The sequence below is a fragment of the Citreicella sp. C3M06 genome (assembly GCF_018860705.1).
Taxonomy (GTDB): Bacteria; Pseudomonadota; Alphaproteobacteria; order Rhodobacterales; family Rhodobacteraceae; genus Salipiger.
Genome location: NZ_JAHKQA010000038.1, coordinates 56,720 through 73,731, shown reverse-complemented (window position 1 = coordinate 73,731; position 17,012 = coordinate 56,720). Strand labels below are relative to the sequence as shown.

The 17,012-nt window shown below is 65.2% G+C and carries 14 protein-coding genes; 7 read left to right on the top strand and 7 right to left on the bottom strand.

Going from position 1 to position 17,012, the window contains the following annotated elements:
* Positions 1–43: 43 nt before the first annotated feature.
* Positions 44–484, top strand: a complete 441-nt coding sequence (locus KO516_RS07335; protein ID WP_216003132.1) for a MarR family winged helix-turn-helix transcriptional regulator — start codon at positions 44–46, stop codon at positions 482–484.
* On the opposite strand, the gene KO516_RS07330 is transcribed toward KO516_RS07335, so the two are convergent.
* The gene (locus tag KO516_RS07330; RefSeq protein WP_216003131.1) at positions 481–786 is read right to left on the bottom strand and encodes a YciI family protein; all 306 of its coding nucleotides are present in this window, start codon (positions 784–786) and stop codon (positions 481–483) included. The two genes, KO516_RS07335 and KO516_RS07330, sit on opposite strands and share 4 nt — an antisense overlap.
* Positions 783–1,529 (bottom strand): bifunctional 2-polyprenyl-6-hydroxyphenol methylase/3-demethylubiquinol 3-O-methyltransferase UbiG, encoded by a 747-nt coding sequence (gene ubiG, locus KO516_RS07325; RefSeq protein ID WP_216003130.1) that lies wholly within the window; start codon positions 1,527–1,529, stop codon positions 783–785. The genes KO516_RS07330 and ubiG overlap by 4 nt, the downstream gene beginning before the upstream one ends.
* 53 nt (positions 1,530–1,582) lie before the next feature.
* On the opposite strand from ubiG, the gene pip reads away from it, so the two are divergent.
* Together pip and KO516_RS07315 are read left to right on the top strand one after the other, a co-directional pair.
* Positions 1,583–2,581, top strand: coding sequence for a prolyl aminopeptidase (pip, locus tag KO516_RS07320; protein ID WP_216003129.1), 999 nt, complete (start codon positions 1,583–1,585; stop codon positions 2,579–2,581).
* A 52-nt stretch (positions 2,582–2,633) separates the two neighbouring features.
* Positions 2,634–4,157: an ABC transporter substrate-binding protein gene (locus tag KO516_RS07315; RefSeq protein ID WP_216003128.1), complete on the top strand. Its 1,524-nt coding sequence runs from the start codon at positions 2,634–2,636 to the stop codon at positions 4,155–4,157.
* Here KO516_RS07315 and hisN read toward each other — a convergent pair whose 3' ends face one another.
* Both hisN and KO516_RS07305 read right to left on the bottom strand, forming a co-directional pair.
* Positions 4,158–4,997 (bottom strand): histidinol-phosphatase, encoded by an 840-nt coding sequence (gene hisN, locus KO516_RS07310; RefSeq protein WP_216003127.1) that lies wholly within the window; start codon positions 4,995–4,997, stop codon positions 4,158–4,160.
* Between the two features lie 54 nt (positions 4,998–5,051).
* Positions 5,052–5,426: a helix-turn-helix domain-containing protein gene (locus tag KO516_RS07305; RefSeq protein WP_216003126.1), complete on the bottom strand. Its 375-nt coding sequence runs from the start codon at positions 5,424–5,426 to the stop codon at positions 5,052–5,054.
* 281 nt (positions 5,427–5,707) lie between these two features.
* On the opposite strand from KO516_RS07305, the gene KO516_RS07300 reads away from it, so the two are divergent.
* Positions 5,708–6,670: an NADPH:quinone oxidoreductase family protein gene (locus KO516_RS07300; RefSeq protein ID WP_216003125.1), complete on the top strand. Its 963-nt coding sequence runs from the start codon at positions 5,708–5,710 to the stop codon at positions 6,668–6,670.
* A gap of 6 nt (positions 6,671–6,676) precedes the next feature.
* Here KO516_RS07300 and KO516_RS07295 read toward each other — a convergent pair whose 3' ends face one another.
* Positions 6,677–7,630: a helix-turn-helix domain-containing protein gene (locus tag KO516_RS07295; RefSeq protein ID WP_216003124.1), complete on the bottom strand. Its 954-nt coding sequence runs from the start codon at positions 7,628–7,630 to the stop codon at positions 6,677–6,679.
* A 255-nt stretch (positions 7,631–7,885) separates the two neighbouring features.
* On the opposite strand from KO516_RS07295, the gene KO516_RS07290 reads away from it, so the two are divergent.
* From KO516_RS07290 to KO516_RS07280, 3 genes are read left to right on the top strand one after another with little or no spacing between them, the layout of a single operon-like run.
* On the top strand, positions 7,886–11,326 hold the full coding sequence (locus KO516_RS07290) for a DUF2126 domain-containing protein (protein ID WP_216003123.1): 3,441 nt from the start codon (positions 7,886–7,888) through the stop codon (positions 11,324–11,326).
* 53 nt (positions 11,327–11,379) lie between these two features.
* Positions 11,380–13,746, top strand: a complete 2,367-nt coding sequence (locus KO516_RS07285) for a circularly permuted type 2 ATP-grasp protein (protein WP_216003225.1) — start codon at positions 11,380–11,382, stop codon at positions 13,744–13,746.
* Between the two features lie 9 nt (positions 13,747–13,755).
* Complete coding sequence (locus tag KO516_RS07280) at positions 13,756–14,655, top strand: transglutaminase family protein (protein ID WP_216003122.1); 900 nt, start codon at positions 13,756–13,758, stop codon at positions 14,653–14,655.
* Here the strand turns inward: KO516_RS07280 and KO516_RS07275 are convergent.
* Together KO516_RS07275 and KO516_RS07270 are read right to left on the bottom strand one after the other, a co-directional pair.
* The gene (locus KO516_RS07275; protein WP_216003121.1) at positions 14,645–15,919 is read right to left on the bottom strand and encodes an acetylornithine deacetylase/succinyl-diaminopimelate desuccinylase family protein; all 1,275 of its coding nucleotides are present in this window, start codon (positions 15,917–15,919) and stop codon (positions 14,645–14,647) included. The genes KO516_RS07280 and KO516_RS07275 overlap by 11 nt on opposite strands.
* A 125-nt stretch (positions 15,920–16,044) precedes the next feature.
* A complete protein-coding gene (locus KO516_RS07270) occupies positions 16,045–16,956 on the bottom strand; it encodes a DUF2125 domain-containing protein (RefSeq protein WP_216003120.1) in 912 nt (303 codons plus the stop codon).
* Positions 16,957–17,012 lie beyond the last annotated feature (56 nt).

Sequence of the window (17,012 nt, the reverse complement as noted above, 5' to 3'; positions counted from 1 at the left end):
GGTTGCGGTCCAGAACGAGCGGCACCCAGACAGACACGGCAGAATGACCAAACCAGAGACCGCGCTTGCCATATCGCTCTTTAGCGAGATCCTGACCGCGGACCAGCTCCTGCGGAACAGATTGACGCGCGTGCTGCCCAACAAGATGGAAATCTCGCATTTCTCTGTGCTGAACCATCTGGCGCGGGCGCAGGACGAACGCAGCCCGGCGCAGCTGGCGCGTAGCTTTCATGTCACGCGAGGGGCGATGACCAACACGCTCGCCAAGCTGGAGATGGCCGGTTACGTGCATATCCGCCCCGATTGGGACGATGCGCGGCGCAAGATGGTGGCGATCAGCACCGCTGGCAAGAACGCCCGCGAGGCGGCCTTGCTGGCGATGGCCCCGGTGGTGACCGAGCTGGTCGGCGAGATTGGCGCCGAAAAGGTGCGGGCCATGCTGCCGGTGCTGCGCGACTTACGCCTCAAGCTCGAGGGCGACTAGAGCGCCTTCAGCGCCTCGGCCATGTTCGACGCGGAAAATTCGGTGATCGTGGTCGCAACCACCCCGGCGGTGGTGAATGGATCGCCCGCGATGATACCGTCGATCTGCGCCCGTGTGCCTTGCGCGATGACGATGCCGCCGGTGCGCGGCTCTTTGGGCCCCGACATCAAGAACACCCCCGAGGCATAGCAGGCGCGCACGTAGTCCATGTGCGGCGCCAGCACCTTTTGCACCTCTTCGAAGGGCGCGGTGTAGTCGATGTCGATGACGAACAGGCGGTTGCCCTCGGGAATCAGGCTCATGCTTTTTCTCCCGGGGCGAGGGCGGCGGTCACGTAGTTGACCGACAGGTCGCGATCGGAAATATGCCAGGCCCAGCTGATCGGGTTGAACACATATCCCTTGCGGTCGACCGGGGTCAGCCCGGCGCGGCGCAACAGCTCGTAAAGCTCGTCCGGCGTGATGAATTTCTGCCAGTCATGGGTGCCCTTAGGCAGCCAGCGCATCACCCATTCCGCGCCGAGAATCGCCATCGCAAAGCTTTTCGCGTTGCGATTCAGCGTCGAACACAGGTGCAGCGCGCCGGGTTTGAGCAGGGCGCGGCAGGCGCTCAGATAGGCGAGGGGGTCGGCCACATGCTCGACCACCTCCATATTGAGCACCACGTCGAATTTCTCGCCCGTTGCGGAAAGCGCTTCGGCGGTGGTGTGACGATAGTCGATCGTCAGCTCCGATTGCTGCGCGTGCAGTTGCGCCACGGGAATGTTGCGCTCGGCGGCATCGACGCCGACCACGGTGGCGCCAAGCCGTGCCATCGGCTCGCAGAGCAGACCGCCGCCGCAGCCGATATCGACGATGCGCAGCCCTTCGAACGGGCGATCCGACGCAAGGTCGCGACCGTATTCGGCGGCCACCTGCCGGGTGATGTAATCAAGCCGCACCGGGTTCATCATGTGCAGCGGTTTGAACTTGCCGGCAGGGTCCCACCATTCGGCGGCCATCGCCTCGAACTTGGCGATCTCGGCTGGGTCGACAGTGATGCTCATATCTTGAATTTCCCCCATGGTCATTCGGGCCTGCCTGCCAATATAGTCCTGATATGGACAAAAACTCGGGCCAAAAGAGCGCAGTGCAGTATCTCTATCCGCCCATCGACCCATTCGACCAACGCATGATCGACATGGGCGATGGACACAAGATCTATGTCGAACAATGCGGCAACCCCCGAGGTCTGCCGGTCATCGTGCTTCACGGAGGCCCCGGTGGCGCCTGTTCGCCCGCCATGCGCCGCTATTTCGATCCGCGCGCCTATCGCGTGGTGCTGTTCGATCAGCGCGGGTGCGGGCGCTCGCAGCCCCATGCCTCGGTCGAGGGCAACACCACTTGGCATCTCGTGCGCGATATCGAGGCGATCCGCGAGGCGCTGGGGATCGAGGATTTCATCGTCTTTGGCGGCAGCTGGGGCGCGACGCTGTCGCTGATCTACGGCATCTCACATCCGGAGCGGGTGCGGCGGCTGGTGCTGCGCGGCGTCTTCATGATGACACAGGCCGAGCTTGACTGGTTCTATGGCGGCGGCGCGGGGCAGTTCTGGCCCGAGCCATGGGCGCGGTTCCGCGACATGATTCCCGAGGACGAGCAGGGCGATCTGATCGCCGCCTATCACCGGCGGCTGTTCTCGGGCAACGTGCTGGAAGAGACGCGCTTTGCCCGCGCCTGGGCCAGCTGGGAAAACGCGCTGGCCTCGGTCTATTCCAACGGCAGCGGCGGCGATGCGCCCGGCGATTACGCCCGCGCCTTTGCCCGGCTGGAAAACCATTATTTCGTCAATGCGGGCTTCCTCGAAGAGGATGGCTGGATCCTGAACAATGTCGATCGGCTGGCGGACATCCCCGGCGTGATCGTGCAGGGGCGCTACGACATGATCTGCCCGCCGCGCCGCGCGTGGGAGCTGGCGCAGGCTTGGCCCGATTGCGATCTGCGGATGATCCGCAATGCCGGGCACGCGCTGTCCGAACCGGGAATCAGCGCCGAGCTGGTGCGGGTGATGGACAAGATCGCCGCAGAAGAAGGTTTACAGGACCCATGGCCCCGTTAACCTCTGGTCTTTCTGTCCTGGCCGGGATTCGTTTCGGCCCAAGGGGGGCTGCATGAGCGGGTTCAAACGACGTCGCCTGATCCAGACCGCGCTGGCCGCAGCGGTGCTTGGCGCGTCCGGTCTTGCCGCGGCGCCTGCCCGCATCGGCGGTACGCTGCGGGCTGGGCTGTCGGGCGCAAGCGCCACTGACAGCTGGGATTCGCGCAAGATCACTGGCGGATTCATGGCCGCTGCGGCGATGGCCGTTTTCGACACACTGACCGAAATCGCCGCCGACGGCTCGCTGCGCGCCGAGCTTGCCACCGACTGGACTGCCAGCGCCGACGCGCGCATCTGGGACGTGACGCTGCGCAAAGGCGTGCGCTTCCACGACGGCAGCGATTTTGGTGCGCGCGATGTGCTCGCGTCGCTGGCGCTACACAAGGGCGGCGGCTCTGGCGCGCGGCCGCTGGTCGAGACCATCGCAAAGGCGGATCGCCTGTCGGATCATCGCATCCGGTTCACGCTGGCGGCGGGCAATGCGGATTTCCCCTACCTGCTCGCCGATCCGCAGCTGTTGATCTATCCGGCGAGCCGCATCCCAGAGGCGATGGCACAGGGAATCGGCACCGGGCTGTATCGCGTCGCGGCATTCGAGCCGGGGCGGCGTTTTGTCGGCACGCGGGTCGAGGGGCATTACAAGGACGGTTCCGCGGGCTGGTTCGAAGCGCTGGAATTTCACGCCATGCCGGATGGCGCGGCGCGGGCTTCGGCGCTGCGCTCGGGGCAGGTCGATGTCATCGACCGGGTTGCACCGTCGCGGGCGGCGCGGCTGCGCGACGTGCCGGGGCTGACGGTGCAGCAGGTGTCGGGCAACCAGTTTTACGGCTTCGCGATGCAGACGAGTACTGCGCCGTTTGACGCGCGGCACATTCGGCAGGCGCTGAAACACGCCATCGACCGGCAGGCGATTCTGGATGCCGTGTTGCTGGGGCATGGCCGTATCGGGGCCGACAGCCCCATCGGCCCGCTCAATCACCACGACGCCGCGCTGACTGCGCCAGCCTATGACCCGGATCTGGCCGCATGGCATCTGCGGCAAGCGGGGCTCAGCCGGCTTTCCGTTGCGCTGCATGTTTCGGACAGCGCGTTCGAGGGCGCGGCCGAGGCGGCGCAGCTTTATGCGAACGCCGCCCGCCCTGCCGGGATCGAGATCATGCCAACCGGTGCACAGGATGCTGATTGGCAGGACACGCCGTTCCGCGCCACCGCGTGGTCGGGCCGGGTGACCGAAGACTGGATGTTCTCGACCGCGCTTCAGCACGGCGCGCCGTGGAACGAATCGCATTGGGGCATGGCGCAAAGCCCGCGGTTTCAGGCGCTGCTGCTCGAAGCCCGATCCGAGCTCGACAGCGCCCGGCGCGGGGCGCTTTATTCCGAGATGCAGCAGATCTTGCGCGATGAAGGTGGCCTGTTGATCCCGGTGTTTGCCGACCACCTGTCAGCGGTGGGCGAGCGCATCGCCACGCCGCCAACCCTTGGGGTGGCGCGTGGGCTGGACAATGCACGGATGGCGGAACGCTGGTGGCTGGCCTGATCAGCCGTTGAGCAGCGCCAGCGCCTTGGCATGCAGCGACGCATTCGCCGCTGCCAGAACGCGGCCGCCGCCATGGGCCGGGCCGCCTTCCCAATTGGTGACGATGCCGCCTGCCGCCTCGATCACCGCAATCGGGCCGCCGACGTCATAGGGGAACAGCCCCGCCTCGATCACAAGGTCGATGTGCCCCGCCGCCAGCAGCGCATAGGCATAGCAATCGGTGCCGTAGCGGGTCAGCTGCGCCTGCGCCTTGACCTTTTCGAATGCGATTCGATCAGCAGGGGCGCCGATCTCGGGGAAGGTGGTGAAGAGGATCGCCTTGGCCAGATCTGTGGTGGCTCGGGTACCAAGATTGCGGGTGCCAAGCGGGCCGACATAGTCGGCGCGGCCGAGGCCACCACAGAATCGCTCGCCGGTGAAGGGTTGATCGACAATGCCAAGCCGGGGGCCGCTGTCGTCGGACAGAGCAATCAGCACGCCCCAGGTCGGGGTGCCCGACAGAAAGCTGCGCGTGCCGTCGATGGGGTCAAGCACCCATGTCAGGCCGCTGGTGCCGGTTGTGCTGCCCAGCTCTTCTCCAAGGATGCCATCCGCTGGGCGGCGCTGTGCCAGTACCTCGCGCATCGCGACCTCGGCGGCGCGGTCGGCGATGGTCACCGGGTCGAAGCCAGAGGCATCCTTGTTTTCGGCATCAAGCCCAAGCGCGCGGAAATGCGGCAAGATCGCCGCGCGTGCGGCATCGGCCAACGCATGGGCGGTCGCCCAAAGCTCTGCCGCGAGCGGTTCGGAGATATCGGCACGGTGACGGCCGTTGGCCCCGTTGGCGTGTGTAGAGGTCATGTGCCCGCTCCGTTGCTGGATCTGCTGATCAGCTACCGCAGCGGGCCCAGAGGCTCAAGCCACGTCGGAAAGGACGCGGGCGAGTTCGAACAGTCGGCGACGCTGGTTCTCGGGGATCGCGTAATACGAACGCACCAAATCGAGCGCTTCCTTGTCGCCAAGGATGTCGGCGGGCATGGCCGCGACCGGGGCGTCTGTGGCGTCCTGTTCGGATTCGATGCCCTCAAAGAAAAAGCTCACCGGGACGTCGAGCGCGTCGGCGATATCCCAAAGCCGGGATGCGCTGACCCGGTTTGCACCGGTTTCGTATTTCTGGATCTGCTGGAACTTGATCCCGACCTGTTCGGCAAGTTGCTGTTGGGTCATTCCCACCAGCCACCGGCGGTGGCGGATGCGTTTGCCTACATGGACGTCGACGGGATGCGTCATCGGTTGTTCCTTCTATCACGCCCGGTGGGGCGATGTCTTTTCTTCTTGTTCTGGCATCAACGGCCGAACGACCAAGAGACGCGTCGCCTCAGCCAATCCCTGATGGCGCGAAACTACATCGGCGGATTGCACCGAAGCAAGCATTTTGCGCCCCTAACGATGAGGACGGTTAACATGAAACAAGTTAAGGTTGAGTGAAAGATGAGTCGCATTCTAGATTTTCGTGTTATTGACTCAAAAAGCTTATAACGATCAAACTATGGCACAGGCCGGAGACGCAAATGCGCGCTTATCACATTAATTCGCATGATATTTCTCCGCAACTGACAGAGTTGCCCGATCCCGCGGCGAAAGCTGATCACATCACCGTGTCGATCCGCGCCTGCGGGCTGAATTTCGCGGATCTGCTGATGATCGATGGCAGCTATCAGGACACGCCGCCGCTGCCCTTCACGCTTGGGATGGAGGTCGCCGGTGTGGTCGAGACGCTGGGCGAAGGGGTCACCGGAATTGCCGTGGGCGACCGGGTCGCGGTGTTCGGCGGGCAGGGCGGCCTCGCAAGCCGCGGCGTGTTTGACGCGGCGCGGACGGTGAAGATGCCCGACAGCATGAGCTTTGAAGACGCGGCGGCGTTCCAGATCGCCTATGGCACCTCGCATCTGGCGCTGGATCACCGCGCGCGGCTGCGCCCCGGCGAGACGCTGCTGGTGCTTGGGGCTGCCGGTGGGGTCGGGCTGACGGCGGTCGAGATCGGCAAGCTGATGGGCGCAAATGTGATTGCCTGCGCAAGAGGCGCTGACAAGCTGAAGGTGGCTCAGGCGGCCGGGGCGGATCATTTGATCGACGCCACGGCGGGGGATCTGCGCGCTCAGGTCAAGGCATTGGGCGGCGCGGATGTGGTCTATGACGCGGTTGGCGGTGCGCAGTTCACCGACGCCTTCCGCGCCTGCAAACCCGAAGCGCGCATACTGTGCATCGGCTTTGCCTCGGGGGAGGTGCCGCAGATCAAGGCCAATCACCTGCTGGTCAAGAACCTGACGGTGATGGGCCTGTACTGGGGGGGCTATCTCGACTTTGCGCCGGGGGTGCTGACCGGCTCGCTGGAAACCCTGTTCGGCTGGTACGCCGAGGGGCGAATCCGCCCGCATGTCAGCCATGTGCTGCCGCTGGAGCGGGTGGCCGAAGGGCTCGATCTGCTTCGAACCCGCAAATCCACCGGCAAGGTTGTGATCACCATGCCCTGAAGGCTGTCAGCTCATGCCGAGCCGTTTCATCCGGCGATACAGCGTCGCGCGCCCGATCCCGAGCGCACGGGCGGCTTGGCTGACATTGCCCTCGGCACGGGTCAGCGCCCGTACCACCGCCGCCCGCTGGGCCTTTTCAAAGCCGCTCGGCTCGTCCTCGCCGCGATCGAACAGATCCGCCGCCGGGCGCGGTTTGAGCGCGCCGCGCGGTTCCAGCTGAAAGCTGCGCCGCGCGGCGCGGGTCGCCCCGATCACCAGATCGTCGGCATCGACCGCCAGCAGAACCGCTGCGTCATCGTCGCTGTCGGCGACAATGATCCGGGCTTTGGGGAAATACGCGCGGAACAGGTCGGATTCGATGGCACGGGCGGTCTGTGCCACGGTTGCGGCAATCAGCCGGTTCATGCCTTCGGTCTGATCGGCCCGCGCCGACGAGATGTCCAGCGCCGCCACCACCGCGCCATCGGGGCCGAAGATCGGCGCGTCCATGCAACTCATAGAGATGTTGCGGGCGAGGAAATGGTCGCCCCGGTGAATGGTCAGCCGCCGGGTTTCGGCAAGGCAGGTGCCGATGCCATTGGTGCCCTCGGCGGCCTCGGACCAGTCGGCGCCGGGGGACAGCCCCCAGGAATCGAAGGTGCCCGCATCGGCGTCGGTCCGGCGCTGGTCGAGCACAAGGCCGAATTCATCGGTCAGCAGCACGCCGCAGCCAGACCCACAGACCAGCCCGAACAGCTGGTCGAGCTTTGGCATGGCGATATCCAGCAACTGCCCGACGCGATCCTTGCGACGGCTCAGCGCGGGCTGATCGAGCCGGTCTTTCGCCCGCCGTTGCGCCGGGTCGAGCCCGTAATGGGTCATCGAGCGTTTCCACGAGGCCGCAAGCAGCGATTTCGTTGCTGCCCGGTCAGAGCTGACGGTCCTGAAGACCCGGTCGATATGCTCGGTCGATGGCGTCATCTGTGGTGTTCCTCCGCTGCGAGGCCGCCTTTGCGCGAGGGGCCTTCTGTCTGGGCGAAGCCTAATCTTCCGACCCGGCGACGCGCCATGCGACCTTGGAACAAGAGCCCGCGCCACTGCGCAACGATGGTGCGATGGCGCAAGAAGGGTTGATCCCGTGCGCCCTCGACCCTTTCGCGAGCTTTACATTCAGGGTGATCACCGATTGGGTAATTCTCAAGAGTTGGCACTTCACTTTAGGCAGACGGGACTCACATGGCGATCACGGCAAGCATTCACCACCTGACCCACTACAAGTACGACCGCCCGGTCACACTTGGGCCCCAGTTGATCCGCCTGCGCCCGGCGCCCCATTCCCGCACGCGGGTGATTTCGCATTCGCTGCGGGTGTCGCCCGCCGGGCATTTCGTCAACCACCAGCAGGACCCCTATGGCAACTGGCTGGCGCGCTTCGTCTTCCCCGAGCCGGTGCGCGAGTTCAAGATCGAGGTCGATCTGGTCGCCGACATGACGGTCTACAACCCGTTCGACTTTTTCGTGGACGAGATCGCCGATGAGTGGCCGTTTGAATACCCCGAAGAGTTTCGCAACGATCTGCGCATCTATTCGCGCCCCGAGCCGGTCGGCGCGCATCTCAAGGAGTACCTCAAGGGCATTCCCAAGAAAAAGATGAACACCGTCGACTTCCTCGTCGATATCAACATGAAGCTGCAGCAGCACATCGATTATATCGTGAGGCTGGAACCGGGTGTGCAGACCCCCGAGGAAACGCTTCAGCACAAGCGCGGCTCGTGCCGGGATACGTCTTGGTTGCTGGTGCAGATCCTGCGCAACCTCGGCTTTGCGGCGCGGTTCTGTTCGGGCTACCTGATCCAGCTGAAGCCGGATCTTCAGGCGCTCGACGGCCCGTCCGGCACCGATCACGATTTCACCGACCTGCACGCGTGGTGCGAGGTGTTCCTGCCCGGCGCTGGCTGGATCGGGCTTGATCCGACATCGGGCCTGCTGACCGGGGAATCGCATATCCCGCTGGCCGCAACGCCGCATTACCGCAACGCCGCGCCAATCACCGGCGGGTTTGCCGCCGACGGCGCGCCGAAGGTCGAGTTCGATTTCGACATGACGGTGATCCGCACTGCCGAGCATCCGCGCATCACCAAGCCGTTCTCGGACGAGGCATGGGAGGCGCTCGACAAGCTTGGCGACAAGGTCGACGCGGTGATCCAGCAGCAGGACATGCGCCTGACCATGGGCGGCGAGCCGACCTTTGTGTCGATCGATGATTTCGAAAGCGCCGAGTGGAACACCGCCGCCGTCGGTCCGACCAAGCGCGACAAGGCCGACCAGCTGATCCGCAAGCTGCGCGACCGCTTCGCGCCGGGCGGCTTCCTGCATTACGGGCAGGGCAAATGGTACCCGGGCGAGACGCTGCCGCGCTGGACCTTCTCGCTGTACTGGCGGCGCGACGGCGTGCCGATCTGGAAGAACCCCGATCTTGTCGCACGTGAAACAGCCAAGGGGGCCGATGCCGCCGACGCCGGAAAATTCATGGCCGCCTTTGCCGAGAACATCGGGCTGAACCCGGATTTCGCGCAGCCCGCTTTCGAAGACCCGGTGGAATGGATCATCAAGGAAGCCGAACTTCCGGTGAATGTGACCCCCGAAGACAACAAGCTCAAGGATCCCGAGACGCGGGCGCGCATCGCGCGGGTGTTCAACCGTGGGCTCAACAAGGCGGCGGGCTACGTGCTGCCGATCCAGCGCCAGTGGCAAAGCAAGCATGTCCCGCCGACCACGCGCTGGCAGTCCGAGAAATGGAAGACCCGGCGCGGCCATCTGTTCCTGATCCCCGGTGACAGTCCGGTGGGTTTCCGCCTGCCGCTGGGCGCGCTGCCCTACATCCCGCCCTCGTCCTACCCCTATGTCTATCCGACCGATCCCTCGGTGCCGGTCGAGGATCTGCCTGATTTCCACGCCGAATTCGACGAGCGCCGCGCCGCGCTGATGGACGCGCTGGAACGCATTGCGCAGGACGAGGCCGATCAGGCCCGCGAGGAATCGGAAACCCTGCCCGATGTCACCCCCGGCCACGAGCAGAGGGTTACGGCGGCCCGTGACACCGGCGCGCGCCAGGCCATGATGCCACAGGGCGTCGGCGTCGATCCGGCGGGCAGTCAGGTGCGCACCGCCATCGCGGTCGAGCCGCGCGATGGCCGGTTGTGCCTGTTCATGCCGCCGGTCGAGGCGCTGGAGGATTACCTCGAGCTGCTGACCACCGCCGAGCAAACCGCCGCCGAGCTTGGCCTGCCGCTGCATATCGAAGGTTACACCCCGCCGAATGACAGCCGCCTGAACGTGATCCGCGTTGCGCCCGACCCCGGCGTGATCGAGGTCAACATTCACCCGGCCCACAACTGGAAAGACGTCAAGGAGATCACCTTCGGCGTCTACGAAGACGCCCGCCAGACCCGGCTTGGCGCCGACAAGTTCATGATCGACGGCAAGCATGTCGGAACCGGCGGTGGCAACCACGTGGTGGTCGGCGGCGAGACGCTGCTCGACAGCCCGTTCCTGCGCCGGCCCGACCTGATGCGCTCGATGGTGCTGTATTGGCTGCGACACCCGTCGCTGTCCTACCTGTTCTCAGGGCTGTTCATCGGGCCGACCAGTCAGGCGCCGCGCATCGACGAGGCGCGCCACGACAGCCTGTACGAGCTGGAAATCGCGCTGTCGCATTTCCCGGCGCCGGGAGAGGGCGAGCCGCCGCAGCCGTGGCTGACCGACCGCCTGTTGCGCAACATGCTGATCGACGTTACCGGCAACACCCACCGCGCCGAGATCTGCATCGACAAGCTGTTCTCGCCCGACGGGCCAACCGGGCGGCTTGGCCTCGTGGAATTCCGCGGCTTCGAGATGCCGCCAGATGCCAAGATGTCGCTTGCCCAGCAGGTGCTGATCCGGGCGCTGCTGGCGCGGTTCTGGAAAGCGCCGATTCAGGGCAAGCCGGTGCGCTGGGGCACCACGCTGCACGACCGCTTCATGCTGCCGTATTTCGTCTGGCAGGATTTCCTTGATGTGCTGCGCGATCTCAAGGAACACGGCTTTGACTTCCGCTCCGAATGGTACGAGGCGCAAAAGGAATTCCGTTTCCCCTTTGCGGGCGAGGTCGAATACGAAGGCGTGCATCTGCAGCTCAATCAGGCGCTCGAGCCGTGGCATGTTCTGGGCGAACGCGGCGCCATCGGCGGCACCGTGCGCTATACCGACAGTTCGGTCGAGCGTATGCAGGTGCAGCTGACCGCGATGGACTCGGACCGCTATATCGTCACCTGCAACAAACGCCCGGTGCCGCTGGCAAAGACCGATGCCAATGGCGTCAAGGTTGGCGGCGTGCGTTTCAAGGCGTGGCAGCCGGCCGAGGCGCTGCACCCGACGCTGCCGGTCAACGTGCCGCTCGTGTTCGATATCTTCGATACATGGACGGGCAAGGCATTGGGCGGATGTACCTATCATGTCGCACATATGGGCGGGCGGAACTATGATACCTTCCCGGTGAACACCAACGAAGCCGATGCCCGCCGCCTTGCGCGGTTCGAGAAACTGGGTCATACCCCCGGTTCCTATTGGCCAGAGACCGAATATCCGCATCCAGAGTTCCCGATGACTCTGGATCTGCGGCGGATGCCCGGCCTCTGACCCCGTGACGGAGATGGAGACGCTTGAACAAGGTCGGCACACCCGATGCGCTGATGCGCTTCCTTCAGGGCTACGAGTCCCTGCCGGGGGTTGCCGATGAGCTGAAGCGCCCGGACGGGACATTGCGTCCTGTCTGGGATCCGCTGATACGCTATCTTGCAAGCAAGAGCCCCGAACAGCTGGCGCGCTCCTTTGCGCGGGGCGACCAGTATCTGCACGATACCGGGGTGTATTTCCGCCAGTATTCCGGCGATGAATCGACCATGCGCGACTGGCCGCTGAGCCATGTGCCGGTGATCATCGGTCAGGATGAATGGGACGGGCTGGCCGAGGGCATCGCGCAGCGGGCCGAGCTGCTGGAAAAGGTCATGGCCGACCTTTACGGCGACGGCGAGCTGGTCCGGGACGGGTTTCTGCCCGCCGATCTGATCGCGCAGAACCCCGAATGGCTGCGCCCCGTGGTCGGGATCAAGCCGCGCTCGGGGCATTACCTGCATTTTCTGGCCTTCGAGATCGGCCGCTCGCCCGATGGATCGTGGTTCGTTCTGGGCGATCGGGCGCAGGCGCCATCCGGGTCTGGCTTTGCGCTTGAAAACCGCATGGCGACCAGCCGGGTGTTTCACGATCTGTTCCCCAAAAGCAACGTCGAGCGGCTCGCGACCTTCTTTCGCGTCTTCCGCGACGCGATGGTCGGGCTCAAGGGGGGCGATGGCGGGCGCGTGGCGATCCTGACGCCGGGGCAGCACACCGACACCTATTACGAACACGCCTATATCGCCCGCTACCTCGGCTTCCTGCTGCTGGAATGCGAAGATCTCAAGGTGCAGGACGGGCAGCTTTCGGTGCGCACCATCGCCGGGCCAGAGCCGGTTTCGGTGCTGTGGCGGCGACTGGATTCGCGCTTTGCCGATCCGCTCGAACTCGACGAGACCTCGGCACTCGGCACCCCCGGCATGGTCTCGGCGCTGCGCTCCGGCGCAATGGATCTGGTGAACTGCCTCGGCTCTGGCGTGCTGGAAGCGCGGGCGCTGATGGCGTTCCTGCCGCGCATCTGCGAACACCTGATGGGCGCGCCGCTGAAGATGTCGAACATCGCCACATGGTGGTGTGGGCAGGATCACGAGCGCGCCTATGTGCTGGAAAACCTGGAACGGATGATGATCGGCTCGGCGCAGTCGACCAAGCTGCCCTTTGACATCGACCGCACCACGGCGCTTGGCGGCAAGTTCCGCGGCGAGGCGCGCGGCCCGATCGAAGACTGGATCGCACGCGAGGGCAAATCGCTGGTCGGGCAAGAGGCCGTCACCCTGTCGACCACCCCCGCGATGATCGACGGCAAGCTGAAACCGCGCCCGATGGTGGTGCGGGTGTTTGCCACGCGCACGCCGGATGGCTGGGCGGTGATGCCCGGCGGCTATGCCCGCATCGGGCGCGACGGCGATCCGACGGCGCTGGCCATGCAGGCGGGCGGCTCTGTCGCCGATGTCTGGGTGATGTCCGACAAGGCGATCCATGCCGACACGCTGACCAGCACGGCATCCGGGCCGCTTCTGCGCCGCCAGCCGGGGCTGCTTCCGGCGCGGGCGGCGGACAACCTGTTCTGGCTTGGGCGCTACGCCGAACGCGCCGAGGGCGCGGTGCGGGTGCTGCGGGCATGGCATCTCAGGCTCGAAGAGCATGGCACGCGCAACGTGCCGCTGGTCTCGGCGCTGGGGGATTTCCTCACCACCTTTGGCCATGACATCGAAGACCCGGTGCCCGTCATGTTGCTGGGCCATTTCGATGCCTCTGTGGTCTGCGCCAGCAAGGTGCGCGACCGGTTTTCGACCGATGGCTGGAACGCGCTGAACGATTTGTCGGAAACCGCCCGCAAGCTGGCCGCCAAGGTGACTCACGGCGACGATGCCGCCCGCGCCATGACCGTTCTGCTGCGCAAGACGGCGGGCTTTTCCGGTCTGGTCCATGACAATATGTTCCGCTTTCTTGGCTGGCGCTTCCTGACGCTGGGGCGGGCGCTGGAACGGGCGGATCACATCGCCGCCGTGTTGGCGGTGCTGGCGGACGAGGCAACCCCTCCCGGCGGGCTGGATGCCGCGGTCGAGATCGGCGACAGCGTGATGACCCACCGCCGCCGCTACACCATCGAGACCAGCCGCGAGACGGTGATCGACATGCTGGCGCTCGACCGGGAAAACCCGCGCTCGCTGCTCTATCAGATCGACATCCTGCGCGAAGAGGAAGAACAGATCGCCGACGCCACGGCGCAGCCGCGCATGGGCGAGGCGACCCGGCGTATCCTGATGCTTCAGACCATGCTGGCGGTGTCTACCTCTGGCCAGATTTCATCCCGGCGGTTGAACCGGATCCGGCGCGAACTGGCGGGGATCTCCGAAGCGCTGACCGCGCAATATCTGAGCTAGGGGCGTTTCATGTCGCAAAGCTATGACATCAAGCTGCGCATCGCCTACCGGTACGACCACCCGGCGGGATCGCATCGCACGCTGCTGCGGATTTTGCCGCGCAGCATCGAAGGTCAGCAGCAACTGCTTTACGGGCAGGTGACCACCGATCCGCCGCCGGATTTCCGGCTCGACGATGTCGATTTCTTCGGCAACCCGATGACCGAGGTCACCCACGAGGGGCGGCTGTCCGAGATCGACTTCCTGTTCGAAGGCCGGGTGCTGCGCCGCACCCCGCGTGACGGGCTCGATCTGAGCTGCGCGCTGAGCGATCTGCCGCGCGCGGTGGCGCAGATCCAGAGCATCCGTGCCCCCAGCCCGCATCATTTCCTTGGCCCGTCGCCGCGTCTGCGTCACGAATCCGAGATCGCCGCCTTTGCGCGGTGCTGCACCCGGCCGGGAATGTCGGCGCTTGAGGCGGTCGAGGCTGTGAGCCATGCGCTCAACGATCTGTTCGACTTCGACAGTTCCGCCACCGAAGTCACCACGACTCCGATCGAAGCCTTCCGCGCCCGCCGCGGCGTCTGTCAGGACATCAGCCATGTGATGATCTCGGCCCTGCGAGAGATTGGCGTTCCGGCGGGCTATGTGTCGGGCTTTCTGCGCACGCTTCCCCCCGAGGGCCAGCCCCGGCTGGAGGGCGCCGATGCCATGCACGCTTGGGTGCGGGCGTGGTGCGGCCCCGATGCGGGCTGGGTCGAATTCGATCCGACCAACGCGATCCGCGTCGGGCTAGATCACGTGACCGTGGGCTTCGGGCGCGATTATTCCGACGTTGCGCCGTCGAAAGGCTCGCTGCGCTCGGAAGGCGGGCACGAGACGCGCCACATGGTCGATGTGGTGCCCATCGAGGCAAAGCTCACCGCGTGAGCAGCTTTTCAAGGCTGCGCCCCATGACGCGGGCGCTGTCGATCATGTCGGTCACGCCGACCCACTCATCGGGTTTATGCGCCAGTTCCAGCACGCCGGGGCCATAGGCGATGCAGTTTTTCAGCTTGCCGATGCGGTCGATGTGCTTTTGATCATAGCTGCCGGGCGAGGCAACATAGGTGGGATCGGTGCCCAGCATGTCGCGGATCGCTTGCGCCACGGTCGTGACCACCGGCGCATCGCGGTCGGTCATCGACGGGATGACGCGGTTCAATTCGCGGATGTCATAGTCGAAATTGGCGCGGCTGGCCTTGAGATCGTCGAGCAGGGCGATGACCTCGTCGCGCACCCCGTCGGCGGTTTCCTCGACGAGAAAGCGACGATCGATGGTGATGCGGCAGCTGTCGGGCACGCAATGGGCGGGCAGACCATCGAAATCGGGTGGGTTTTCGGGTTGGCCGCCGTGGATGGAATTGATGTTCATCGTCGACTGGCGCGCGCCTTCGGGCACCACGGGCATGTCGGTATGGCGCGAGGCCATGGCGGGGAACAGCCTGTCTTCGAAGGCTTGCAGCACGGCGCCCATGTGCCGCACGGCGCAATCCCCGAGAAAGGGCATCGAGCCATGGGCGATCTCGCCTTTGGTCTCGATCTCGGCCCACCAGCCGCCGCGATGGCCAAGGCAGATGCGGTCCTTGTCGAGCGGTTCCGGGATGATGACGTGCTGCACCCGCTCGGGCGCGAAATAGCCCTGCTGCGCAAGGTAGGCGACGCCGCCGTAACCGCCGGATTCCTCGTCCGCCGTGGCGCTGATTTCGATGGCGCCAGCGAAATCGGGGTGTTGTTCAAGAAACGCCTCGGCGGCGATGACAGATGCGGCCAGCCCGCCCTTCATGTCGCAGGCGCCGCGCCCGTAGATGCGATCGTCTTCCAAAGCGCCGCCAAACGGATCGCGGGTCCAGCCAGCACCAATTTCGACCACGTCGTGATGGCTGTTGAAATGCACGCAATCTCCGGGCCGGGTGCCGGTGCGGCGGGCGACGAGATTCCAGCGCGGAAAGCGGTCGCTGTCGCCGGGTGATCCAACGGCACGGATCATCTCGCACTCGAAACCGCGGGCTGACAGGCGGGTTTGCATCAGCTCGCAGATGTCGCGGTAATGCTGGCCGGGCGGGTTCAGCGTTGGCACGCGAATAAGCGCCTGGGTCAGGTCGATCAGCTCGGCGCGTTTTGCTTCGATGCGGTGGGACAGGGGATCACTCATGCGCGCAGTGTTCCCGCGAATGCGGCGCTGTGCAAGCCGCCCCGAAAGCCGCAGGGATGTTCGCCGGGAAAACCCTGCGGGCGCGGCGCGTTCGGGGGCGAAACTTCGGCAGAAACGCCTGAGGTCTAGCGCAGCCGCGGTGCCGGGCCGATGGGCAGAATGCCAACCCATGTGCGGCCATTGCGGAATTCGAACGTGGCATCGATGCTGTCCTTGCGCCCCGACAGGCCCGACAGCAACGCCGCGCCTTGTTCGATCATCGCGAGCATTGCCGGAGCGATGCGCCCCGCCTTGCGCTCGGCTTCCAGCGCCTCGGCAAGGTTTTCGGCCCGCACGCTCAGCTTGCCATCCAGCACCCCGCTCTCCGTCACGTCGACATCCCCTGTCGCCGCCAGCTGAAGCGCGCCCTGATCCAGTTCCAGCCGCGCCAGCCGGATGCGGGTGATGTCGGCTTGCCCCGCCTGCGTGACCCCGACCGTTGCGTCCAGCCGCAAACCGCCGCTGCCAAGGCTGTCCTGCAGCGCCAGCTCGGCGGCGTTGAAGGTGGCATGATAGGCGGGCTCCTCGGGGATCAGCGTCACCGCGCCGGTCACCCCTGACATCGCCGCCGAAACGCCGCCCGACAGGTTGAGCACAGCCGCCTCGACGTGCAGGCGCTGCATCGTGCCGCCGTCGCTGACGATGCTGGCGCGCAGCCCGTCTCCGTCGATGTGGTAAGCTTCCTCGCCGCTGCTCAGCGAGGCCCCCTGCGGCAGGGCAAGGATGATGTGATCGCGGTTCCACACCATCTGCATCAGCATCAGTTGCGGGGTTTCGAGGGTCAGCCCGTCGCCCTCGCTGCGCAGTCCGGTAAAGCTGGTGTCGATACGGTTGGGAAACCCTTTCACCGCAACGTCATCCCAATGCACCATCACGCCGTCGGCGGCGCGGCTGGCGGCCCAGGCGTCGATGGCTTGCCTCTGGGCATGGGCCTGCCAGAACCAGACCCCCGACCAAGCGAGAGCGGCAAGAACGATGGCGGCAAGCAGAGGTTTCACGGGCAAGCCCCTTTCATGGCAGTTCAACGTGGTGTTTACAGTGCCAATGGGGAAAG

Bases quoted from the DNA above. Each gene is read 5' to 3' on its own strand.
- KO516_RS07335 (WP_216003132.1), top strand. From the start codon at position 44: ATGACCAAACCAGAGACCGCGCTTGCCATATCGCTCTTTAGCGAGATC.
- KO516_RS07330 (WP_216003131.1), bottom strand. From the start codon at position 786: ATGAGCCTGATTCCCGAGGGCAACCGCCTGTTCGTCATCGACATCGAC.
- ubiG (WP_216003130.1), bottom strand. From the start codon at position 1,529: ATGAGCATCACTGTCGACCCAGCCGAGATCGCCAAGTTCGAGGCGATG.
- pip (WP_216003129.1), top strand. From the start codon at position 1,583: ATGGACAAAAACTCGGGCCAAAAGAGCGCAGTGCAGTATCTCTATCCG.
- KO516_RS07315 (WP_216003128.1), top strand. From the start codon at position 2,634: ATGAGCGGGTTCAAACGACGTCGCCTGATCCAGACCGCGCTGGCCGCA.
- hisN (WP_216003127.1), bottom strand. From the start codon at position 4,997: ATGACCTCTACACACGCCAACGGGGCCAACGGCCGTCACCGTGCCGAT.
- KO516_RS07305 (WP_216003126.1), bottom strand. From the start codon at position 5,426: ATGACGCATCCCGTCGACGTCCATGTAGGCAAACGCATCCGCCACCGC.
- KO516_RS07300 (WP_216003125.1), top strand. From the start codon at position 5,708: ATGCGCGCTTATCACATTAATTCGCATGATATTTCTCCGCAACTGACA.
- KO516_RS07295 (WP_216003124.1), bottom strand. From the start codon at position 7,630: ATGACGCCATCGACCGAGCATATCGACCGGGTCTTCAGGACCGTCAGC.
- KO516_RS07290 (WP_216003123.1), top strand. From the start codon at position 7,886: ATGGCGATCACGGCAAGCATTCACCACCTGACCCACTACAAGTACGAC.
- KO516_RS07285 (WP_216003225.1), top strand. From the start codon at position 11,380: ATGCGCTTCCTTCAGGGCTACGAGTCCCTGCCGGGGGTTGCCGATGAG.
- KO516_RS07280 (WP_216003122.1), top strand. From the start codon at position 13,756: ATGTCGCAAAGCTATGACATCAAGCTGCGCATCGCCTACCGGTACGAC.
- KO516_RS07275 (WP_216003121.1), bottom strand. From the start codon at position 15,919: ATGAGTGATCCCCTGTCCCACCGCATCGAAGCAAAACGCGCCGAGCTG.